Raw genomic sequence first — 20565 nt, forward strand, 5'->3', positions numbered from 1 at the left:
AGACTTTGGGCAAGAGGAGGAGCCTGCCACGTGTCTTTGCCGCAGCTTTCGAGCCAGCCTGAGGGGCAGGCCGTCGTCATCGTCATGGGAGTGTGCGGCGCCGGCAAGAGCCGGCTGGCCCGTCTGCTTGCCGAGCGACTGGGCGGTGCATTGGTCGAGGGCGACGATTTCCACAGCGAAGGCGCCAAGGCGCGCATGGCGGCCGGGCTTGCCCTTACGGATGCCGAGCGCGAGCCGTGGCTCGATGCGGTGTCGGCGGCCGCGCGCGAGCAGCACCGGGCAGGGCGCATGGTGGCGGTGGCGTGTTCGGCCCTGCGCCGCGCCTATCGCGACCGGCTGCGGGCGGCGCTTGGCGATCCGTTCTTCGTGCATCTTTCGGGCGACCGCGCGTTGATCGCCGAGCGGCTGGCGGCGCGCGACGACCATTTCGTGGGCGAGAGCCTGCTCGACAGCCAGCTTGCGGCGCTGGAGCCGCTGGCGGGCGACGAGCGCGGTCTCACCCTTTCCATTTCCCCTCCGGTCGAGGAGCTTGCAGGCCGGACGCTGGAAAGACTTGCGGAGCTTGCTTCGCAGTAAGACGGGACTGGGCGGCCGGAACCGGGTCGCGCCCGCCCCGATGGATCATCCAAGGGAGGAAACAGGATGTTCAGGAAACTCGGTACCCTAGCTGTTGCGGCCATCGCCGGCACGGCCATTGCCACCGGCGCGCTGGCGCAGGACTTCAGCTTCAAGTTCCAGTCGTCCGATCCGGCCGGCAACCCCAACTTCATCCTGCAGCAGGGCTGGGCGGAGAGCGTCAAGGAGAAGACCGGCGGCCGTGTCGTCATCGAGCTTCTGCCGGTCGAATCCATCGTCGCCCACAACGAGACGCAGGACGCCATCGCCGCCGGCATTCTCGACGGCCACGTCACCGACACGTCGTATTTCTCCGGCAAGGACCCGGCCTTCGGCCTGATCGCCAATCCGGTCGGCGCCTGGTCGGCTCCGGAGGAAATGTTCGACTTCATGTCGAGCGGCGGCGGCAAGGAGCTGATGAACGAGTTGCTGGAGCCTTATGGCCTGCACTTCATCGGTGCCACCACGCCAGGTCTGGAGGCTTTCGTCTCCAAGGTGCCGCTCAACGGCGTCGACGATCTCAAGGGCCTGAAGGTGCGCGCGCCGGAAGGCCTGGTGCAGCAGGTCTTCGCCGCGGCCGGAGCTGCGCCGGTGAACCTGCCGGGCTCCGAGGTCTTCACCTCGCTCGACAAGGGCGTGATCGACGCGGCCGACTATTCGGTCTTCTCGACCAACCAGGCGCAGGGCCTGCACGACGTGGCGCCGAACCCCGTCTATCCGGGCTTCCACTCCATGCCGCTGGTCGAGATCTCCATCAGCAAGGCCAAGTGGGACGCGCTTCCCGACGACCTGAAGACCGCTCTGGAGGAAAGCGTTGCGGCCTTCGCGCAGGTGCAGGTGGCGGCTCTTGCCGAGAACGACATGAAGGCCGTCGAGGCGGCCAAGGCCGGCGGCAAGATCACCGTCAGCGACTGGCCGGCCGAGGAGCGGGCGAAGTTCCGCACCATCGCCACCGGCGAATGGGCCAAGGTCGCGGAGCGTTCGGAGAGCGCCCGCAAGGTCTATGATACGCTCACCGGCTATCTGAAAGAAAAGGGCCTGATGCAGTAAGGCATCGGAGCACTTTTCGGCGGGCGCGGCAGCGGTCGCGCCCGTCTCTTTGACCGCAACCCGGGAGGGAGAACCCGGGGCACGCGGGATTCCGCAACGGGGAGGAGCGCATGTCTGAGCAACCGGAGCTTCCGGGGCACACAGAGGAAGCCGGTGCGATCGAGGAAGCCGGTCTGCTCGGGCGGCTGATCGACCGGGGCGGGCTGGTCTTCGCCATCGGCATCGTCGCGTCGATGGCGATCCTCCTCAACGAGGTGGCGCTGCGCTATATCTTCAACGCGCCCACCATCTGGGCGCACGAGGCCACGATCTTTCTCTGCGGCGTCGCCTTCATCTATGGCGGGCTCTATTGCACCGTCCGCGACCGGCACATCCGTGTGGTGCTGATCTACGACGTGCTGCCGCCCCGCGCCCGCCGCCTGTTCGACATCGCGATCTCTCTGATCTGCGCTGCCGCCAGCGCGATGTTCGCCTATGCCGCGTGGCTGATGGTTCAGCGCGCCGCATTCCGCCCCGACGGCTCGTTCCGCCTGGAGAGTTCGGGCAGTGCCTGGGATCCGCCGTTTCCCGGCCTTCTCAAGGTTTTCCTGCTGGTCGTCCTTGCGGTGATGGCCCTGCAGTTTCTGGTGCTTGCGGTGAACTACGCGAAGGGGCGGCGCTGATGGAAGTCTTCGGTTCGTTGCAGCCGCTCGGGATCGAGGCCGGCACCTTCCTGATGTTCGCCCTGCTGCTGGGGCTGCTCGTCACCGGCATTCCGCTGGCCTTCGTCACCCTGCTCGTGGCGCTGATCTTCGCGCTCGGCTGGTTCGGGCCGACCGTGGTGCCGCTGATCACCAGCCGCGTCTATTCCTTCGTCTCCTCCTTCGTCTTCGTCTCCGTGCCGATGTTCGTGCTGATGGCGGCGATCCTCGACCGCTCCGGCATCGCCCGAGACCTCTTCGATGCCATGCGCCTGCTCGGCGGGCGGCTGCGCGGCGGCATCGCCGTCCAGACCATTCTCGTCGCGGTGATCCTTGCCGCCATGAGCGGTATCATCGGCGGCGAGGTGGTGCTTTTGGGACTGGTCGCGCTGCCGCAGATGCTGCGGCTCGGATACGACAAGCATCTGGCCATCGGCGTCGTGTGCGCCGGCGGTGCGCTCGGCACCATGGTGCCCCCGTCCATCGTGCTGATCATCTATGGGCTGACGGCCAACGTCTCGGTCGGCGATCTCTTCACCGCGGCCTTCATGCCGGGGTTGATGCTCGCTGGCTTCTACGTCGCCTATGTGCTGATCCGGGCCCGGCTCAATCCTTCGCTCGCGCCGATTGCCGACGGACCGGCCGAGCCGCTATCGGAGAAGCTGCGCCTGCTGAAGGGACTGATCCTGCCCCTGCTCGTCGTCGGCGGCGTACTTGGCTCGATCTATGGCGGCATCGCCTCGGTGACCGAGGCCTCGGCGGTGGGGGTGGCCGGAGTATTGCTGTCGACGGTGGTGCGCGGCGAGTTCAGCCTCGCGCTGCTCAAGGGCGCCGCGCTGCAGACGCTGCAGACGGTCGGCATGATCGTGTGGATCGGCATCGGCGCCAGCGCGCTGGTCGGCGTGTTCAACCTGATGGGCGGCATCCGCTTCGTCTCGGCGATGATCACCGGGATCTCGGACTATCCGATCGTCATCCTGCTGTTCATGATGCTGATCCTGTTCGTCCTCGGCATGTTCCTGGACTGGGTCGGCATCGCGCTTCTGACCATGCCGATCTTCGTGCCTATCATCGTCCAGCTCGGCTATGATCCGGTGTGGTTCGGCGTGCTGTTCTGCATGAACATGCAGGTGTCGTTCCTGTCGCCGCCCTTTGGGCCGGCCGCGTTCTACCTCAAGAGCGTGGCGCCCCCCGGGATCACGCTGGCGACGATCTTCCGCTCGCTGCTGCCCTTCATCTGCCTGCAGATCCTGGCCGTGGCGATGCTGATCGTCTTCCCCGGCATCACCGGGCGCTGAGGCGCTCCAGAGCGAGACCGAGCCCGGCGGCGATCACCGCCGGACGCGGATCGGGCCGGCGCGACGGGTCGGCGATCTCGACGAGACGCTGGAGCGTGCCGTCGGCAAGGACGGCTGCCGAGAGCTCGCCGGTGGACGGGGCGAACAGTGTACGGGCGCGGCGCAGGCGCTCTACCAGCGCGCGCAAGGGAAGATCGGACGGGTCGACGATGTCGAGGCGATTGTCGGCCACTGCCTTGCGAAGCTCTGCGTGCCCGGCCAGCAGCCGTTCGGCGCGCGGGGCTCCGCCATCGCACAGGAAGAGATCGGTCGGCTCTCCCGGTGCGCCGTGCGATGGATAGACTGCCGCGAGCTTGGCCGCGATCCGGGCAAGGATGCCGGCATGGCCGAGCGGCCGCTCGATCACATAGACCGCACCGCTGCGGGTGACGCGGCCCTGGCGCATCAACTCGACCGGGCGCGGCCGGAACACGCCGTCGGTGAGCGCGTCCTGGAAATGGTCGGTCATTCCCATCGAGACCGGCACCACGACGAGCAGGTCCTGGGGCAGGGCAAAATGGTCGAGCGCGAAAAAGCGCGGCAGCACGTCGGAGCAGAAAGCGGCGAGCGTGCCGTCGTCGCCGTGATGCAGCACGGTCAGCGGCTCGCGCCGCACCGGGTTCATCCGCAGCCGCCGGGTCACGTCGGGCCGGGCTTTCTGCCAGGGCAGAAGCTCCTCGCCCGGCTGCGGGGCGACCAGGCGGGCATCGTCGAACAGGAGGCCCGAAAGCGGGTCGATGTCGAGCGGGCCGGAAACGCGCAGGCAGCCGAGCCGGTCGTGGCCTTGCAGAGTTGCCGCCACCTCTTCGCCGATGCGCTCGATGCGGCCTTCGGTAAGATGCGTACGCGGCCAGGCCGGCAGCATCAGACGGCTCGCCAGCGCCCGGAAGAGAGCGGGCATGAGCACGGCGTCCAGCCGCTTCATCCAGCTTCCCGGGACTGGCTTTGACACGTCGGGCCACCTATAAGGCTGCGAAATGGGTCGCGACGCGCCACGCTTACGGGCGGCGCAGCGGGAAAGCAAGCATGGAGTCCGCATGAAGTCTGAGGTCTTCAACCTCAACGTCTTCACCAACGTGGCATCGCGGGACCCGTCCCACTGCCTTGCCCAGCATGCCGTGCGCTCGTTTTTCGATGTCTTCGGCAAGGACAGCCGTCACCGTATCGTCACCCGCATCTTCATCGATCCCAATCCGAACCCGGACATATTCGAGCCCTGGGTCGCGACGATCCGCGACGGGTTGCCGGACATTCCCTTCGAGCTGGTGCAGACCAACGGCATGCTCGACGGCTTCTCCCGCTCGCTGGAGGTCTGCGAGGGCGCCTATGCGATGCAGCTGGAGCATGATTTCGTCTTCGTGAAGAGCCGCATCCATCATTCGCTCGACCGTATGGTCGACGAGATGCGGACGCGCGGGATCGACTACCTGCGCTTCAACAAGCGGCGGAACCGGCCGGCCGCCTTCGATCTGGGGTTGGAGCCGGCGGGCGATGCCGACTTTCCGATCTGCCGGATCAGCGGGCGGTCCAACAACCCGCACATCCTCGACATCGCGCGATATCGCGAGGTAGTGCTGCCGCTGCTGAAGGGTCCGGACGGGCATTCGGTCGGGCTGGAAGGCGGGCTCTGCCGCCATGTCGGCGGTGGCTATATCTACGGCCCCTACGGCCATCCGCGCACGGTCGGTCATCTCGACGGTCGCCGGCTGCGCTTCAGCGACGGCATTCGCCGCCGGCTCTACCTGCTCGGCGAGACGCTGTCGCGCAGGTCCCAGCGTTCCCAGACGAACGGATAGCGCCAGGCAAGGTCGTGGGTCTTCGACAGGCCCTCGGCGATGCGTGCATAGCGCTCGCGGCTGGTGCCGTCGATCAGGTGGAATTGCACCATGAGATGGCGCACCTCCCCCATCAGGCCTTCCGCGATCAGGTTCTCCAGGACCGGGTATTCGTCGCCCTCGATGTTGAGCTTCATCAGGTCGATCGGCCGGCCGGCAGCGCGAACGACGTCCGAGGCGCGGCGCAGCTGGACTTCGACGCTCTCGCCCTCTTGCCGCCGCTGGGTGCTGCTGCCGTCATTGTCGTAGACGAGCTTCGCCGTGCCGTTGAAATCCGACAGGCCGGCGCAGTCCAGCGTCACGTTCGGCATGGCGGCAAGCAGCGGGCGGGCGCGTTCGCAGAATTCCGGCGCCGGCTCGAAGGCCAGAACCTTCGGGGAGCCCTTCTGGGAGATGCGGGCGGAAAAGTCGCCTTTGTAGAAGCCGGCGTCGACGACCAGAGACTTTCCGTCCAGCGATACGTCGGTCAACAGGCGTTCGTCGCCCTTTGCGAGTTTCCAGCGCTTGACGGCCCGGTAGTGCGGGTCGAGGGCGAAGCGGATCAGGTTGAAGCCCATTGGGGATCGTGAACTCGCGAAAGGAACGAAACGGCCGGTCGCCTTGCGGGCGCCTGACTGAGCCATTGCAGCTTGGGCGGCGAATTGCAAGTCCGCGACCTGCCGCAGGACACTTCAGAACGTATAGCCGAAGGTCTCGATGTCGTCCCTGTGACGCCTGGCGATCAGGTCGATCCCGAAGTCGTCGTAATACTCGCGGTAGTGGCCGTGCGAGGACGGATTGGCGCGGCGCTCGGGAACGGTGACGGCAAGGTCCAGCTCCGCCGTCATCTTGGCAAGGTCATCCGCCAGCCGCTCCTGCCGCAGGATGCGCTGGACAGCAATCTTACCTTCGGCGTCGGTCAGGTAGTCGAGCTGCTGCTTGCGGATGTAACGGGTGGGGGAGGTCGGCGCCTCGTCGTCCGCCAGCCAGCGCAGGTAATCGGAAAAGCCGTAGTTCTGAAACAGCTCCACCTCGGTGGGCATACCCGACTGGCCGCGGCCGAGATCTTCCTTGAGATAGTGGAACCAGGATACGTGCCAATCCCAGGGATTGCGCACGACGGTAAAGACATGCATGGCGGACAGATCGACCCGGTGCCGGTCGAAGACCTTTGCATATTCGCAGTACGTGAGGTGGCCGCGGGCATCGCGAATGCGGCGCGAGGGGCATTTCAGGATCCAGGGCAGGAAGGCTTGCTCCACGAAGGATCCGCCGCATTTCGGCACATGCAGGAAAAGGATGTTCGCCTTCATGCGCCTGAAGAAGGCCTGTCTTGTGTTCTGCGGAACAAGCAAACTTCTGTCCGTCCCGTTGCTGTTGGGCGTTGCCTCGGCCTTGCCGGGGTCATTGGCTGGTCTCTTTTGGCGAAAATATGACCCGATTGGATGCGAAATCCAGCATTTTGTCTGATATTGTAATTTTTTACGATGAACTTTGCTCGGTAGAATGCAAGGTTGCAGTTGGGGGCGTGAGAAGATACTTCGCGATATCAGGGTGTTGCGCCGCGTTGCGGGTCGGCGCACCAGCAGCCGGCGGGCGCGCGAAAGCGCGGGACCGGCCCTGTCCTTCGACATGCCGGTCCCGTGGACGTGCTTCTGTGTGCGGGGAAAGCCTGTTTCGGCGTGTGCGTCGGTACCGCCTCAGCAGTTGTTGGGGCGCTGCGGTCCGAGATCGATCTGGCACTCGTTGGTCAGCGCACCGATGGCAGCGCCACCGACGGCGCCGGCCGCCATGCCGGCCAGAACGGGACCGCCGGCCAGCGCCAGCGCGCCTGCGCCGGCCGCACCGCCGATGGCACCGCCCGTCACGCCGCGCTCGAAACGGTTCGAGCCGCAGGCGGCGACCAGCAGGGAAAGAGCAAGAACGCCGGCAAGTCCGGCCGGTCTCGGGATACGCATGACTTGAATCCTTCTGAGGGCCCAGCCCGCTGCCAGAATGCGGATCGAGGGTGAACGGGAGGTAAACGTGGCGGCACGGCCTTCGTGCCGATCCGGCACATCCGCAAAGCGGTTGGCAAGGCGGGCGGCAAGGGGGCGCGAAAGGAGGCCGGGCGGGCCGAAAGGGCTTGCGTCCGGGGACTTTCCCTTGCCCCGAAGGCCGCCATCGACTAAGAAGCGGCCAGTTTCCCCTCATGTCCAGAATGGAGCGGCAAGCACCTATGGCGCGCCAGTTCATCTATCACATGCACGGTCTGTCGAAGGCCTATAACGGCAAGAAGGTCCTCGACAACATCCACCTGTCCTTCTACCCGGACGCCAAGATCGGCATCCTGGGCCCGAACGGCGCGGGCAAGTCGACGCTCCTCAAGATCATGGCCGGCCTCGACAAGGAGTATACCGGCGAAGCGTGGGCGGCCGAAGGCGCGCGCATCGGCTATCTGCCGCAGGAGCCGCAGCTCGACCCGACGAAGACGGTGATCGAGAACGTCATGCTGGGCGTTGCCCACAAGCAGGCGATCGTCGACCGCTACAACGAACTGATGATGAACTATTCCGACGAGACGGCGGAAGAGGGCGCCAAGCTCCAGGACATCATCGACGCCGAGGACCTGTGGAACCTCGAGAGCAAGGTCGAGATGGCGATGGAGGCCCTGCGCTGCCCGCCGTCCGATTCTGCGGTCGACAACCTGTCGGGCGGCGAACGTCGCCGCGTGGCGCTCTGCCAGCTGCTGCTGTCGGAGCCGGACCTCTTGCTGCTCGACGAGCCGACCAACCACCTGGACGCCGAGACGGTGCACTGGCTGGAGCGGCATCTGCGCGAGTTCAAGGGCTCGGTGCTGATCATCACCCACGATCGCTACTTCCTCGACAACGTCACGGGCTGGATCCTGGAGCTCGACCGCGGCCAGGGCATTCCCTATGAGGGCAACTATTCGGTCTATCTGGAGAAGAAGACCAAGCGCATGGAGCAGGAGGGTCGTGAGGACATGGCCCGTTCGCGTGCGATCGCCCGCGAGCGCGAGTGGATGGGCATGTCGCCGAAGGGCCGCCAGACCAAGTCCAAGGCGCGTATCCGCGCCTATGAGGACCTGCTCTCCAAGCAGGAAGAGCGCCTGCCGACCATCGACCAGATCCTCATCCCGGTCGGCGAGCGGCTCGGCAACAACGTCATCGACCTGGAGAACGTCTCCAAGGGCTTCGGAGATCGCCTCCTGATCGAGGACCTGACGTTCAAGCTGCCGCGCGGTGGCATCGTCGGCGTCATCGGCCCGAACGGCGCCGGCAAGACGACCCTGTTCAAGCTGCTGACCGGCCAGGAAAAGCCGGATTCGGGCACCGTCACCATCGGCGACAGCGTGCATCTGGGCTATGTCGACCAGTCGCGCGACAAGCTCGACCCGAACAAGACGGTCTGGGAAGAGATTTCCGACGGCCACGAGATCATCTATCTCGACGGCAAGGAGATCAATTCGCGCGCCTACTGCTCGTCCTTCAACTTCAAGGGCCCGGCCCAGCAGGCGAAGGTCGGCAATCTGTCCGGCGGACAGCGCAACCGCGTGCACCTTGCCAAGGTGCTGAAGCAGGGCGCCAACGTGCTGCTGCTCGACGAGCCGACCAACGACCTCGACACCGAGACGCTGGCGGCCCTCGAGGACGCGCTGGAGAACTATGCCGGCTGCGCCGTGGTCATCAGCCACGATCGTATGTTCCTCGACCGCCTCGCCACCCACATGCTCGCCTTCGAGGGCGACAGCCATGTCGAGTGGTTCGAGGGCAACTTCGAGGACTACGAGAAGGACAAGGTGCGTCGCCTCGGCGCCCATGCCGCCGACCCGCGCCGCATCAAGTACAAGCCGCTGACGCGCTGAGGCGCCAGCGACACACGCTCACGACAGGATACGGCGGTGCGGGTCTCGCGCCGCCGTTTTCTTTCTGCCTTCCGCCGGTCGAAAACGCGCGGCTTTCCTGCCTGCAGGACTCATTGTATCCCTCGTGTTCCCGCGCAGGTCTTGCCTGCGGGCGATGAGGCAGGAAGGTGAGCGATGGCGGATCTGTTCGGACGCGAGCACATGGACGAGTTGCAGAGCGTGCCCGCGCGCAGGCTCAGCGCCACCACCGTCAAGGTGCTCGCCACCCAGACGCCGGACGACTTCCGCACGACCTGGACGGCGGCGTTGAAGCTCTGCTTCGAGGGCATCCCCGGAGGGCGCCACACCGGCTACACCCGCCGCTCGGGCTCGCGCGAGCCCTGGTATCCGCGCGGCACCGAAATGTGCAACGAGCGCCAGGTGTCCATCCTGTCCGTCGAGGAACTGGCCGAGGTCGCCGCCGACATGGGCCTGCCGCGCATCGAGGCGGAGTGGATCGGCGGCAATATCCTGCTGGAAGGCCTGCCGCGCCTGTCGCTGGTGCCGCCGCGCACGCGCCTCGTCTTCGCCGGCGGAGCGGTGCTGAGGGTCGACGGCGACAACATGCCCTGCCGGATCGCCGGAGCCTCCATCGCCGAGCACTATCCCGACCGCGAGGGCATCGACCTGCTGTTTCCCAAGACGGCGCGTCGCCGCCGCGGCCTCGTCGCCTATGTGGAACGACCGGGCGTCATCCGCCCCGGCGAGGCGGTCACCGCGCATATTCCCGAGCACTGGCTCTATCGCTGAAGGGGCGACCTCAGTCCTCGCTGATCTCCTCCTCGTCCGCGCTGACCTGCCGCGTCGCACCCCAGTCGAGCAGCGTGTCGTTGATCGACGTCAGCGCGAAATAACGGGCCGCATCGCGCTCGTAGCCCTCATCGAGCAGCGCGTCGTAGTCGCTATGGACGTGGCGGACATGGGCGACGAGCGCAAGCCATACAGCGACAGAGGGTGGCATGTGCCGCAGATGCGGGGCAAGCGCCCCGGCCAGCACCGGTTCTGCATCCACAAAAGGGATGCGCGGCACGGTCACCCGCAGCGCCTTGCGCATCTCCTTCTGGCGGCGCGTGCCGCCTGAGGCTTTCCCGCCCGACATCATGGCAGCACGCTCCGCTCAGGCATCGGGCCAATGTCCGGCGCGAGGATCCTTTCCGACCACAGGCGGCAGGAGCGGCTGGCCGCCCGGTTCCAGCGCCTCCAGGATGCAGGCGCCGAGCGCCTCGAAGTCGCGCTTGCGCGGAGAGGAACGCCGCCAGATCAGACCGACGGTGCGTTGGGGTTGCGGTTCCTGGAAGCGCAGGAGCGCCACCCGTTCGTCGCGCACTTCCACCGAGGCGCAGAGCTCGGGCAGCAGGGTGACGCCATAGCCGGCCGCGACCATCTGCATTACCGTGGACAGGCTGGTGGCGCCGAAGCCGGAGCGGGCGGTCGGCTGCAATCCCTCGCAGTAGTTCAGCGCCTGATCGCGCAGGCAGTGGCCTTCCTCCAGCAGCAGCAGCGAGGAGCCGTTGACGGTCCTCGGGTCGACGCGCTGGCGTTCGTCGAGATCGGGGCGCGACTGCACGGCCAGCAGGAAGCGGTCCTGGAACAGCGGCCGGGTCTCGAATTCGGCGCCGGCGACGGGCAGGGCGGCCAGGATGACGTCGAGCTCGCCCTGCAGCAATTCGCCGACCAGCGCCTGGGTCAGCGTCTCGCGCAGCTGCAGCTCGACATGCGGATGGCTGCGGGTCAGCTCCGGCAGGATACGCGGCAGGAGATAGGGCGCGATGGAGGGAATGATGCCGAGACGGAGCGTGCCGCTCATCACCTGACTGGCATGCTGGCCGTAATCGAGCAGATCGCGGGTTTCGGCGAGGATGCGCCGGGCCCGGCGGGCGATCTCCTGTCCTTCCCCCGTCAGGCGAACGCCAGCCGGTCGCCGCTCGACCAGCGCAACGCCGAGGATCGCCTCCAGCTCGCGGATCTGCATGGACAACGCCGGCTGGGACACGGCGACGGCTTCGGCGGCGCGGCCGAAATGCAGGTGGCGGGCAAGCGCATCGAAATAGCGCAGCTGGCGAAGCGTGATCATCGCCATTGGATAAGCTTATCGCGCCCGGCCTTCAATGCGATTGATGCTGATCAGACTGGCGGCCCGTCGTTTCAACTCCCTTTAACCGGGAACCGGCGATACTCCGCGCTTGAGGCGAGGGGAGTGGATGCAATGAGCGCTGCCGCAAGACGGCCGGGTCTCGATCTGATGCGGGTGGCGGCGGTCGCGGCGGTCGCCTGGTTCCACTACGGCTTTCGCATGCAGGTCACCGGCGAGGCCGGCCCCGTCGCCGGGGCTGGCGAGCCGGGAGACTGGGCGCGGTTCGGCTATCTCGGCGTTTCGGTTTTCTTCTCCATCTCCGGCTACGTCATTTCGATCTCGACGGAAGGGCGCGATCCTTTCACCTTCGCGGTTGCCCGCATCGCGCGGCTGTGGCCGGTCTATGTGGTGGCGATGACGCTGACGGCGCTGGTCACCCTTGCCGTGCCGGCGCTCGGCTTTCCCCTGTCGCTACCGCAATATCTCGCCAACCTGACGATGCTGCCGCCGTTTTTGGGCCAGCCTTTCATGGACGGGGCCTACTGGTCCATCGTCGCCGAGATCCTGTTCTACGGCTGGGTCGGGCTGCTGATGCTTTTCGGCCTGTGGTCGCGGCATCAGGTGGCCGTGGCCCTTGCCTGGCTGGCGATTGCAGCGCTCGATCAGGCCGTGTTCGGCAGCGATATCCTCCGCCGGCTTCTTCTGACCGACTTTGCCGGGTTCTTCGCCTTCGGGATGATGCTGCGGGCGCGCGAGCGCGGAGAGGCGGGGGCGAGCCTCGTTCTTGCGGCGGCCTTCGTACAGGCCGTTGCCGCAGCGATCCTGTTCGCCGGAGGGCTGGTCGAGCTCTATCGCGGCGAACCGTTCTCCCCGATTGCCGTCGCCGGCATCGTTGCCGTCTCGCTGGTCGTGTTGGCGCTGGCAACGCGGCTGGACGCGCCCTGGCTGCCCGTCGGCCCGGCGGCTGTTGCCGGGCGGGCCACCTATCCGTTCTACCTGCTGCACCAGCACATCGGTTATGCGGGCTTCTTCCTTCTGACGCCGGTGCTGGGGCTTTCAGTCTCGGCGCCCGTCATTCTTGCCGGGGTCGCGCTTGCGGCACTGGTGCTGACCGTGGGCGTGGAGCGGCCGGCGGCGCGGGCGATACGCGGGGCGGGCGAGTGGGCGCGGCTGCGGGCCCTGTCGCTCAGGCGTCGCCCGGCGGGCTGACCGCTTCGGCGTCCTTCAGGCGGTCGCGCCAGCGCACCCGCGCCTCCGGCACGCTGTCCGTGGTCACGAAATAGGGCTTGATGTCGATCAGCGGCGTGCCGTTCAGGCAATCGAGCCCACGCACCAGAAACCCGTCCTGCGTCATCTCCAGCAATTGCACGACGGACAGAGACACCGGGTTCGGCCGGACCGGGGCGCGCAGGCCGAAGCAGCCATGGGTCTCGTCGGCAAAACCGGGCGCGAGCACCGCCAGGTCGCGTCTGGCCTTGTGCATCCAGTAGAGCAGGATGAGGTGGCTGCATTCGTCCACCGATTTCAGCCCCTTGCGGTATTCCGGCTTCAGCCGCACGCGGCACACGGCATCGGTGCCGCGGCCGTTGCGCGGACACTGGGCGCGCGTCGCCCAGGGCGTTTCCACATGCCCGATAAAGACGAGGCCGGCCTCGAACGGCCCTCGCGCCGGATCGTGGTCGAAGGCTTCCTCGCCGGGCCGCGCCACCGTTTCCTCGCCAGATCTTTCGCTCACCTTGACCTCCGGACCGATGCGTATCTTCGGGATTTGTCCAATGCCTTGCGGCCTTCGCCTGCCCGCGATTTGGCGCATCCCGCCATGGTTCAATTTTTAATCGAAATTACTTCAAATTCATCAAGTATTTTTCTAAAATATAGGTAAGTAATAACCTGTTCGTTTCGATATTTTGTTTAAGAGACTCGTGCTATCCACAGCGAACCAAGATTCTCGGTCGGGGAAATAGCAATGCCGAACATGCCAAATACCGAGCTCGTGAACTTCGAAGCACTGGCGAACGAGCCGGACATGGCGCGGCGCAACGAGCTTGCACGCAATGTCGCGACCCTGTTCTCGCTGACGTCCGAGAAATGCTCGGACGAACAGATCGAGGTCTACGATTCGGTGCTGGTGCGCCTGTCCGACATGGTGGAGATGCAGGCCCGCGCCTTCATCGCCGGTCGCCTCGCCTCGCTGCGCCGGGCGCCCGAGGGCACGATCCGCCGTCTGGCCGACGACGAGATCGAGGTCGCGCGTCCCGTGCTGGAACAGTCCACGGTGCTGCGCGACGCGGATCTGGTGGAAATCGCGCTCAAGCGCGGCGAGGACCACAAGGTCGCGATCGCGGCGCGCGAGATCCTGTCGGAGATGGTCACCGACGTGCTGGTGGAGAGCGGCAGTTCGGCCGTCCACCGCACGGTTGCGCGCAACGGCGGGGCAAGCCTGTCCGCCCGCGGCGTTCTCGGGCTTATCCAAGCTTCCGGCCTCGACGAGGACCTGCAGATGGCGCTTGCCGATCGTCAGGATCTCGACGAGCACGCGGTGTCGACACTGGCGGCGCTGGCGAGCGAGCGGGTGCGCATGCGCCTGCTGGAGACCGGCACGTCCGAGGGCGGCGAGGTCCCGCGTGCCGCCCGTGTCGCCGCGCAAAAGCTCTCGAACGAATTCTGGCTCGGCCGTTACGACTTCGAGACCGCCATCGGGCGCGTCTATGCCTTGGCCCGTGGCCCCGGCATCGACGAGGATACGCTGGTGCGTTTTGCCGAGGAGGACCGGTTCCCGGAGGCGGTCGCCGCTTTCGCGATGATCGGCGACGTCGGCATCGAGGAAGCCAAGCACTGGATGGTGCGTGTCGACACGGACCCGTTCCTGATCGTTGCGAAGGCGTCCGGCCTTGCGCTCTCGACGGTGGAAAAACTGTTGAACATCGGGCCGTGGCGCTATCGCCTGCAGGCGGAAGATCGCGCGCGCATCCTCGCCCGTTTCCAGGGCATCAAGCTGCAGTCGGCGCGCCTGCTGCTGAGCCAGTGGCACGGCCGGGTCGCCTGAGCGGCAGGCTCGGCATACGTCTTCCAACGAAAACGGGCGGGACCGCGGTCCCGCCCGTTCTGTTTTTCTGTAGCGGCGGCGAGGGTGCGGATTACTCCGCCGCCTCCAGCTTGAGCGGATCGTAGTTGAGGATCGGGGCAAGCCAGCGCTCGGCGGTGGCGATGTCCCAGCCCTTGCGCAGGGCATAGTCCTCGACCTGATCGCGCTCGATGCGCCCGACGCCGAAATAGTGGCTGTCGGGATGGGCGAAGTAGAGCCCCGACACCGAGGAGCCCGGCCACATGGCGTAGCTCTCCGTCAGCTCGATCCCGGCGGTCTGTGTCGCGTCCAGCAGGTCGAACAGGGTGCCCTTTTCCGTGTGGTCGGGCTGGGCCGGATAGCCCGGTGCGGGGCGGATGCCCTGATACTTCTCGGCGATCAGCTCCTCGACGCTGGCCTTCTCCTGCGGGGCATAGCCCCATAGCGAGGTGCGCACGATCTGGTGCAGTTTCTCCGCGAAGGCCTCGGCAAGGCGGTCGCACAGGGCCTGGGCGAGGATCTTGTTGTAGTCGTCGCCCGCCTTGACGTAGCGCGAGAGGAACTCTTCCTCGCCATGGCCGGAGGTCACCGCAAAGCCGCCGACCCAGTCGGCGATGCCGCTGTCCTCGGCTGCGACGAAGTCGGCCATCGCCACATTGGCGCGGGTGCCTTCGGCGCGGGCCATCTGCTGGCGCAGCGTGTGCAGCACGGTGCGCTCGCGGGTCCGCTCCTCGTCCTCGTAGAGCACGATGTCGTCGCCGCGTGCGGCCGCCGGCCAGAAGCCGACGACGCCCCTGGGCTGCACCAGCTTGTCGCGGACGATCTCGTCGAGCATCTTGCGGGCATCGTCGTAGAGCGCCTTGGCGGCCGGCCCGTAACGGTTGTCGGTCAGCACCGCCGGGTAGGTGCCCTTGATCTCCCAGGTGGAGAAGAAGGGCGTCCAGTCGATGACCTCGACCAGGTCCTGAAGCGGCACCTCGATCGGGCGGATGCCGAGGAACGAGGGGCGCTGCGGCCGGTAGCTGTCGAAGGACGGGCGGAAGCGGTTCTTGCGCGCGTCCTCCAGGCTGGTGCGGCGGGACTGTCCGCGCGAGCGCGAATGCCCCTCCGCCGCCTTGGCGTAGTCGGCGCGCAAGGCCTCGACATAGCCGTCGCGATCCGTCTTGCTCAAAAGCTTCGAGACCACGCCGACCGCGCGGCTGGCGTCCGTTACATAGACGGCCTGCGAGCGGCGATAGTTCGGGTGGATCTTCACCGCCGTGTGGATCAGGCTCGTCGTCGCACCGCCGATCAGGAGCGGCAGGTCGAAGCCCTCGCGCTCCATCTCGGCCGCCACGTGGCACATCTCGTCCAGCGACGGGGTGATGAGACCCGACAGGCCGATCACGTCGACCTTCTCCTTGCGTGCCGTCTCGAGAATCTTCGCCGCCGGCACCATGACGCCGAGATCGATCACCTCGAAATTGTTGCACTGGAGCACGACGCCGACGATGTTCTTGCCGATGTCATGGACGTCGCCCTTGACAGTGGCGAGCAGGATCTTGCCGGCGCTCGGCATGTCCTCGAGGCCTTGCTCCAGCTTCTCCTGCTCCATGTAGGGCATCAGGTAGGCGACGGCCTGCTTCATCACGCGGGCCGACTTCACCACCTGCGGCAGGAACATCTTGCCGGCGCCGAACAGGTCGCCGACGATGTTCATGCCGGCCATCAGCGGCCCTTCGATGACGTGCAGCGGGCGTTCGGCCTTGGCGCGGGCCTCCTCGACATCCTGCTCGATATAGTCGGTGATGCCGTTGACCAGCGCGTGGGACAGGCGATCCTCGACGCTGCGCTCGCGCCAGGAAAGGTCCTGCACCTGCTGTTTGCCGCCTTTGCCGCGGAAGCGCTCGGCGATCTCCAGCAGCCGGTCGGTGGAATCGGCGCGCCGGTTCAGCACCACGTCCTCGGAGAGCTCGCGCAGCTCCGGATCGACATCGTCGTAGACGGCGAGCTGGCCGGCATTGACGATGCCCATGTCCATGCCGGCCGCGATCGCGTGGTAGAGGAACACCGAGTGCATCGCCTCGCGCACGGGCTCGTTGCCGCGGAAGGAGAAGGACAGGTTCGACACGCCGCCCGACACATGGGCGTGCGGCAGGTTCTGGCGGATCCAGCGGGTCGCCTCGATGAAATCGACGCCGTAATTGTCGTGCTCGGAGATGCCCGTGGCGACCGCGAAGATGTTCGGATCGAAGATGATGTCCTCGGGCGGGAAGCCGACCTCGTTCACCAGGATCTCGTAGGAGCGCTGGCAGATCTCGGTCTTGCGGGCCTGGGTGTCGGCCTGGCCCTGCTCGTCGAAGGCCATGACGACGACCGCGGCGCCGTGGCGGCGCACCAGCTTCGCCTGGGCGATGAAGGCATCCTTGCCTTCCTTCATGGAGATGGAGTTCACCACCGCCTTGCCCTGGACGCACTTCAGGCCGGCCTCGATCACCTCCCACTTGGAGCTGTCGATCATCACCGGAACGCGGGCGATGTCCGGCTCGGCGGCGATCAGGTTCAGGAAGGTGACCATCGCCTCCTTGGAGTCGAGCAGGCCCTCGTCCATGTTGACGTCGATGATCTGGGCGCCGCTCTCCACCTGCTGGCGGGCGACTTCCAGGGCTGTGGGGTAGTTGCCTTCCTTGATCAGCTTGCGGAAGCGGGCCGAGCCGGTGACGTTGGTGCGTTCGCCGACATTGACGAAGTTGATCTCCGGCGTCAGCACGAAGGGCTCCAGCCCCGACAGGCGCATGCGGCGCGGCGGCTCCGCAGGCTTGCGCGGAGCGTGGCCGGCAACGGCCTGTGCGATGGCGCGGATATGGTCGGGCGTGGTGCCGCAGCAGCCGCCGACGACGTTGACGAGGCCGCTCGCGGCGAACTCGCCGACCAGCTCGGCCATCGCCTCGGGGCTTTCGTCATACTCGCCGAACTCGTTCGGCAGGCCGGCATTCGGGTAGGCGCAGACCAGCGTATCGGCAACGCGCGACAGCTCCGCCACATGGGCGCGCATTTCCTTGGCACCGAGCGCGCAGTTGAGGCCGATGGAGAACGGCTGCGAGTGGCGCACCGAATACCAGAAGGCCTCCGGCGTCTGGCCGGACAGGGTGCGGCCGGACAGGTCGGTGATCGTGCCGGAGATCATCACCGGCAGGCTCACGCCCTTTTCCTCCAGCACCTCGTCGATGGCGAAGAGGGCGGCCTTGGCGTTCAGCGTGTCGAAGATGGTCTCGACGAGCAGGATGTCGGAGCCGCCGTCGATGAGGCCACGCACGGCCTGCGCGTAGGCTTCCCTCATCTCGTCGAAGCTGACGGCGCGATATCCAGGATTGTTGACGTCCGGCGAGATGGAGAGCGTGCGATTGGTCGGGCCGAGCGCGCCGGCGACGAAGCGCGGGCGTGCAGGGTCGCGGGCCGTGACGATGTCGCAGGCCTCGCGGGCCAGCCGGGCGCCGACGAGGTTCAGCTCGTAGGCCAGCTCCTCCATGGCGTAGTCGGCCTGGGCGATGGTGGTGGAGGAGAAGGTGTTGGTCTCGACGATGTCGGCACCGGCCTCCAGATAGGCGACGTGGATGTCGCGGATCGCCGGGCCCTGCGTCAGGTTGAGCAGGTCGTTGTTGCCCTTCACGTCCTGCGTCCAGTCCTTGAACCGGTCGCCGCGATAGCCGGCCTCGTCCAGCTTGAGCGCCTGGATCATCGTGCCCATGGCGCCGTCGAGGACGAGGATGCGGTCGCGGGCGGCGGCGGAAAGGGCCGACGCCGCGGTCTTGGTCTTGTCTTGCATGATCAGTCTCAGGCCGCCTGCTGTTCCAGGGGAGCCGGGCGCAGGCCCAGCATGTGGCAGATCGCGAAAGTCAGGTCCGCGCGGTTCATCGTGTAGAAGTGGAAGTCGGTGACGCCGCGGTCGACCAGGTCCAGCACCTGCTCGCAGGCCACCGCCGAGGCGACCAGCTTGCGCGTCTCCGCGTCCTGGTCGAGCCCGGCGAAGCGCCGTGCCAGCCAGTGCGGGATCGAGGTGCCGCACTTGGCGGAGAACACCATGGTCGTCTCGAAATTGACGATCGGCAGGATGCCCGGAACGATCGGAATGTCGATGCCGGCCGCGCGCACCTTCTCCATGAAGGTCTCGAACAGGTCGTTGTCGAAGAAGTACTGGGTGATCGCACGGGTCGCGCCGGCATCCACCTTGCGCTTCAGGTTGTCGATCTCGGCCGACCAGTCCGGGCTTTCCGGGTGACGCTCCGGATAGGCGGAGACGGACACCTCGAAATCGTCGGAGACGCGGCGGATGCCGGCGACCAGGTCGGAGGCATAGGCGTAGCCGTCCGGATGCGGGCGGTAGATGGCGCCGAGCCCCTCCAGCGGATCGCCGCGCAGGGCCACGATGTGGCGCACGCCGATCTCGTGGTAGGCGCGCACGATCTCGTCGACCTCGGCGCGCGAGGAGCCGACGCAGGTCAGGTGTGCAGCCGGGGCCAGGCGTGTCTCGGTCAGCATCCGCTCGACCGTGCGGTGGGTGCGCTCGCGGGTGGAGCCGCCGGCGCCGTAGGTCACGGAGACGAAGGACGGTCCGAGCGGCTCAAGCCGCTGGACGGCCGACCACAGCGAGGCTTCCATCTTGTCGGTCTTCGGGGGAAAGAACTCGAAGGAGACGGAAACCCCGGTTCCCTGGTCCAGCTCGAAGCGGCGGAATCTCTCGGGCGATGACATATCAGGCGACCTCCTGGGTCAGGCTAAGTTCTGGAAGATCGGAAACGATCCGCGGATCGCGGGCGAGCCAGATGGTGACCGTGAGCCGGTCGGCCTCGCCCGCTTCCGGGTTGAGGTCGCGGGTCTCGATCACTTCGAGGCCGGCTGCGTGCAGCCAGCGGTCCATCTGATCGCGCGAAAATCCGAGGCGGCGATGGGCGTGTTCGTCGCGCAGGAACTCCAGTTCGTGCGGGGCGAAGTCGACGATCAGCAGCCGGCCGCCGGGCCTGAGCACCCGGGCCGCCTCCTCGATGGCCCGGCCCGGGTCGTCGAGGAAATGCAGCACCTGGTGAAGGGTGATCAGGTCGTGGCTTTCGGCCGCAATGTTGAGCGCGTAGATGTCCCCCTGGCGGACCTGCACGTTGCGCAGGCCCTGACGGGCGAGATTGGCGCGGGCGACGGTCAGCATGTCGTGGCTGGCGTCGAGGCCGACCGCCTGCTCGTACTGGCCGGCAAAGAGCGAGATCAGGCTGCCGGTGCCGGTGCCGAGATCCAGCAGCGAGCGGAACGGCCGCTCGCCGACCATCTCGCGCAGGGCCTGCTCCACGGCCGCTTCCGGCACATGCAGCGAGCGCTCCTGGTCCCAGGTCTTGGCGCGGGAGGCGAAGAAGGCCGCGGCAGCCTCGGCCTTGGCGCGGCGGGTGGCGGCAAGGCGTACCCGGTCGCCGGCCAGCACCGCGTCCTGCGGGTCGAGCCGGGACAACAGCAGGCGGGCGAGATCGCCCATCGGACCATCGCCGAGGCGGTAGAACACCCAGGCGCCTTCGGGGAAGCGCTGGACGAGGCCGGCCTCGGTCAAGAGCTTGAGATGACGAGAGATTCGCGGCTGGCTCTGGCCGAGAATGACGGTCGCGTCCTTGACGGTCAGCTCGCCGTCGGCCAGCAGGGCAAGGAGGCGCAAGCGCGTATCCTCGCCGACCGTGCGCAGGCCGGCCAGCAGCTGCTCGGCGCTGAGCAGAGGCTCGCCCGCCCCGGCAGTGGAGGCGGCAGTCGTGCCGGCGGTGTTCGCGTTGGTGGTCATCGCATCCTCGAAAGGCGACCCTGCTCGAAATGCAATCTCGCAGGAAGATATAAAGATATCTTTATACCTCTATCGACCTGGATGCAAGGCCGGATCGGTGTCCCGCGCTGCCGTCCACATGGCGAATTGCGCCGCGAGTTGTACCGGGGCATGCGTGAACCGCCCGGGTTATCCCCGGCGCGGCGCAGAGGTGCCGGAAGAACGGCTTATCGTTCGCATCAGGGCAGCAAGCC

At 66.6% G+C, this 20565-nt stretch carries 19 protein-coding genes; 9 read left to right on the plus strand and 10 right to left on the minus strand.

Annotated elements, in window-relative coordinates; all coding sequences use genetic code 11:
- Positions 1 to 30: 30 nt before the first annotated feature.
- From MNI96_RS13065 to MNI96_RS13080, 4 genes are all read left to right on the plus strand, one after another.
- Positions 31 to 576, plus strand: coding sequence for a gluconokinase (locus MNI96_RS13065; protein WP_249693797.1), 546 nt, complete (start codon positions 31 to 33; stop codon positions 574 to 576).
- Between the two features lie 66 nt (positions 577 to 642).
- Positions 643 to 1665 (plus strand): TRAP transporter substrate-binding protein, encoded by a 1023-nt coding sequence (locus MNI96_RS13070; RefSeq protein WP_249693799.1) that lies wholly within the window; start codon positions 643 to 645, stop codon positions 1663 to 1665.
- Positions 1666 to 1775: 110 nt separating this feature from the next.
- Positions 1776 to 2327, plus strand: a complete 552-nt coding sequence (locus MNI96_RS13075; RefSeq protein WP_249693800.1) for a TRAP transporter small permease subunit — start codon at positions 1776 to 1778, stop codon at positions 2325 to 2327.
- Entirely contained in the window at positions 2327 to 3643 is a 1317-nt protein-coding gene (locus MNI96_RS13080; RefSeq protein WP_249693802.1) for a TRAP transporter large permease, read from the plus strand. Before MNI96_RS13075 ends, MNI96_RS13080 begins: the two co-directional genes overlap by 1 nt.
- Here MNI96_RS13080 and MNI96_RS13085 read toward each other — a convergent pair.
- Positions 3630 to 4607 (minus strand): glycosyltransferase family 61 protein, encoded by a 978-nt coding sequence (locus tag MNI96_RS13085; protein WP_249693804.1) that lies wholly within the window; start codon positions 4605 to 4607, stop codon positions 3630 to 3632. The two genes, MNI96_RS13080 and MNI96_RS13085, sit on opposite strands and share 14 nt — an antisense overlap.
- Before the next feature lie 112 nt (positions 4608 to 4719).
- Between MNI96_RS13085 and MNI96_RS13090 the strand changes: the two genes are divergently transcribed.
- Positions 4720 to 5478 carry a hypothetical protein gene (locus MNI96_RS13090; RefSeq protein ID WP_249693806.1) on the plus strand — a complete coding sequence of 253 codons (759 nt, stop codon included), beginning with the start codon at positions 4720 to 4722 and terminating at the stop codon, positions 5476 to 5478.
- On the opposite strand, the gene MNI96_RS13095 is transcribed toward MNI96_RS13090, so the two are convergent.
- The 3 genes from MNI96_RS13095 to MNI96_RS13105 all read right to left on the minus strand — a co-directional run bounded on the left by MNI96_RS13095 (position 5421) and on the right by MNI96_RS13105 (position 7454).
- A complete protein-coding gene (locus MNI96_RS13095; protein ID WP_249693808.1) occupies positions 5421 to 6074 on the minus strand; it encodes an FkbM family methyltransferase in 654 nt (217 codons plus the stop codon). The two genes, MNI96_RS13090 and MNI96_RS13095, sit on opposite strands and share 58 nt — an antisense overlap.
- Before the next feature lie 114 nt (positions 6075 to 6188).
- The gene (locus tag MNI96_RS13100; protein ID WP_249693809.1) at positions 6189 to 6809 is read right to left on the minus strand and encodes a sulfotransferase family 2 domain-containing protein; all 621 of its coding nucleotides are present in this window, start codon (positions 6807 to 6809) and stop codon (positions 6189 to 6191) included.
- A 387-nt stretch (positions 6810 to 7196) separates the two neighbouring features.
- Positions 7197 to 7454 (minus strand): hypothetical protein, encoded by a 258-nt coding sequence (locus MNI96_RS13105; protein ID WP_249693810.1) that lies wholly within the window; start codon positions 7452 to 7454, stop codon positions 7197 to 7199.
- Between the two features lie 260 nt (positions 7455 to 7714).
- Here MNI96_RS13105 and ettA point away from each other — a divergent pair, with 260 nt between their 5' ends.
- Both ettA and MNI96_RS13115 read left to right on the plus strand, forming a co-directional pair.
- Positions 7715 to 9364 carry an energy-dependent translational throttle protein EttA gene (ettA, locus tag MNI96_RS13110; RefSeq protein ID WP_249693811.1) on the plus strand — a complete coding sequence of 550 codons (1650 nt, stop codon included), beginning with the start codon at positions 7715 to 7717 and terminating at the stop codon, positions 9362 to 9364.
- Positions 9365 to 9538: 174 nt separating this feature from the next.
- On the plus strand, positions 9539 to 10153 hold the full coding sequence (locus tag MNI96_RS13115) for an MOSC domain-containing protein (protein WP_249693812.1): 615 nt from the start codon (positions 9539 to 9541) through the stop codon (positions 10151 to 10153).
- A gap of 10 nt (positions 10154 to 10163) precedes the next feature.
- On the opposite strand, the gene MNI96_RS13120 is transcribed toward MNI96_RS13115, so the two are convergent.
- Together MNI96_RS13120 and MNI96_RS13125 are read right to left on the minus strand one after the other, a co-directional pair.
- On the minus strand, positions 10164 to 10505 hold the full coding sequence (locus MNI96_RS13120) for a DUF2293 domain-containing protein (protein WP_249693813.1): 342 nt from the start codon (positions 10503 to 10505) through the stop codon (positions 10164 to 10166).
- Positions 10506 to 10520: 15 nt separating this feature from the next.
- Positions 10521 to 11477: a LysR substrate-binding domain-containing protein gene (locus MNI96_RS13125; RefSeq protein ID WP_249694111.1), complete on the minus strand. Its 957-nt coding sequence runs from the start codon at positions 11475 to 11477 to the stop codon at positions 10521 to 10523.
- Between the two features lie 132 nt (positions 11478 to 11609).
- Here MNI96_RS13125 and MNI96_RS13130 point away from each other — a divergent pair, with 132 nt between their 5' ends.
- Positions 11610 to 12686, plus strand: coding sequence for an acyltransferase family protein (locus MNI96_RS13130; RefSeq protein ID WP_249693814.1), 1077 nt, complete (start codon positions 11610 to 11612; stop codon positions 12684 to 12686).
- Here MNI96_RS13130 and tsaA read toward each other — a convergent pair.
- Positions 12664 to 13212 (minus strand): tRNA (N6-threonylcarbamoyladenosine(37)-N6)-methyltransferase TrmO, encoded by a 549-nt coding sequence (gene tsaA / locus MNI96_RS13135; protein ID WP_249693815.1) that lies wholly within the window; start codon positions 13210 to 13212, stop codon positions 12664 to 12666. The genes MNI96_RS13130 and tsaA overlap by 23 nt on opposite strands.
- Positions 13213 to 13443: 231 nt before the next feature.
- Between tsaA and MNI96_RS13140 the strand changes: the two genes are divergently transcribed.
- Positions 13444 to 14523 (plus strand): DUF2336 domain-containing protein, encoded by a 1080-nt coding sequence (locus tag MNI96_RS13140; protein ID WP_249693817.1) that lies wholly within the window; start codon positions 13444 to 13446, stop codon positions 14521 to 14523.
- A 91-nt stretch (positions 14524 to 14614) separates the two neighbouring features.
- Here the strand turns inward: MNI96_RS13140 and metH are convergent, their stop codons facing one another.
- From metH to MNI96_RS13155, 3 genes are read right to left on the minus strand one after another with little or no spacing between them, the layout of a single operon-like run.
- Complete coding sequence (gene metH / locus MNI96_RS13145; RefSeq protein WP_249693819.1) at positions 14615 to 18346, minus strand: methionine synthase; 3732 nt, start codon at positions 18344 to 18346, stop codon at positions 14615 to 14617.
- A gap of 8 nt (positions 18347 to 18354) precedes the next feature.
- A complete protein-coding gene (gene metF / locus MNI96_RS13150) occupies positions 18355 to 19272 on the minus strand; it encodes a methylenetetrahydrofolate reductase [NAD(P)H] (protein WP_249693821.1) in 918 nt (305 codons plus the stop codon).
- Position 19273: 1 nt separating this feature from the next.
- Complete coding sequence (locus MNI96_RS13155) at positions 19274 to 20332, minus strand: ArsR/SmtB family transcription factor (protein WP_249693823.1); 1059 nt, start codon at positions 20330 to 20332, stop codon at positions 19274 to 19276.
- Between the last annotated feature and the right edge of the window lie 233 nt (positions 20333 to 20565).

Origin of the sequence: Stappia sp. WLB 29 (assembly GCF_023507705.1) — a bacterium.
Lineage (GTDB): Bacteria > Pseudomonadota > Alphaproteobacteria > Rhizobiales > Stappiaceae > Stappia.

What these genes read in the sequence shown, in the direction of transcription:
- MNI96_RS13070 (WP_249693799.1), top strand. Translation starts at nt 643, where the DNA reads ATGTTCAGGAAACTCGGTACCCTAGCTGTTGCGGCCATCGCCGGCACG.
- MNI96_RS13075 (WP_249693800.1), top strand. Translation starts at nt 1,776, where the DNA reads ATGTCTGAGCAACCGGAGCTTCCGGGGCACACAGAGGAAGCCGGTGCG.
- MNI96_RS13080 (WP_249693802.1), top strand. Translation starts at nt 2,327, where the DNA reads ATGGAAGTCTTCGGTTCGTTGCAGCCGCTCGGGATCGAGGCCGGCACC.
- MNI96_RS13085 (WP_249693804.1), bottom strand. Translation starts at nt 4,607, where the DNA reads ATGAAGCGGCTGGACGCCGTGCTCATGCCCGCTCTCTTCCGGGCGCTG.
- MNI96_RS13090 (WP_249693806.1), top strand. Translation starts at nt 4,720, where the DNA reads ATGAAGTCTGAGGTCTTCAACCTCAACGTCTTCACCAACGTGGCATCG.
- MNI96_RS13095 (WP_249693808.1), bottom strand. Translation starts at nt 6,074, where the DNA reads ATGGGCTTCAACCTGATCCGCTTCGCCCTCGACCCGCACTACCGGGCC.
- MNI96_RS13100 (WP_249693809.1), bottom strand. Translation starts at nt 6,809, where the DNA reads ATGAAGGCGAACATCCTTTTCCTGCATGTGCCGAAATGCGGCGGATCC.
- MNI96_RS13105 (WP_249693810.1), bottom strand. Translation starts at nt 7,454, where the DNA reads ATGCGTATCCCGAGACCGGCCGGACTTGCCGGCGTTCTTGCTCTTTCC.
- ettA (WP_249693811.1), top strand. Translation starts at nt 7,715, where the DNA reads ATGGCGCGCCAGTTCATCTATCACATGCACGGTCTGTCGAAGGCCTAT.
- MNI96_RS13115 (WP_249693812.1), top strand. Translation starts at nt 9,539, where the DNA reads ATGGCGGATCTGTTCGGACGCGAGCACATGGACGAGTTGCAGAGCGTG.
- MNI96_RS13120 (WP_249693813.1), bottom strand. Translation starts at nt 10,505, where the DNA reads ATGATGTCGGGCGGGAAAGCCTCAGGCGGCACGCGCCGCCAGAAGGAG.
- MNI96_RS13125 (WP_249694111.1), bottom strand. Translation starts at nt 11,477, where the DNA reads ATGATCACGCTTCGCCAGCTGCGCTATTTCGATGCGCTTGCCCGCCAC.
- MNI96_RS13130 (WP_249693814.1), top strand. Translation starts at nt 11,610, where the DNA reads ATGAGCGCTGCCGCAAGACGGCCGGGTCTCGATCTGATGCGGGTGGCG.
- MNI96_RS13140 (WP_249693817.1), top strand. Translation starts at nt 13,444, where the DNA reads ATGCCGAACATGCCAAATACCGAGCTCGTGAACTTCGAAGCACTGGCG.
- metH (WP_249693819.1), bottom strand. Translation starts at nt 18,346, where the DNA reads ATGCAAGACAAGACCAAGACCGCGGCGTCGGCCCTTTCCGCCGCCGCC.
- metF (WP_249693821.1), bottom strand. Translation starts at nt 19,272, where the DNA reads ATGTCATCGCCCGAGAGATTCCGCCGCTTCGAGCTGGACCAGGGAACC.
- MNI96_RS13155 (WP_249693823.1), bottom strand. Translation starts at nt 20,332, where the DNA reads ATGACCACCAACGCGAACACCGCCGGCACGACTGCCGCCTCCACTGCC.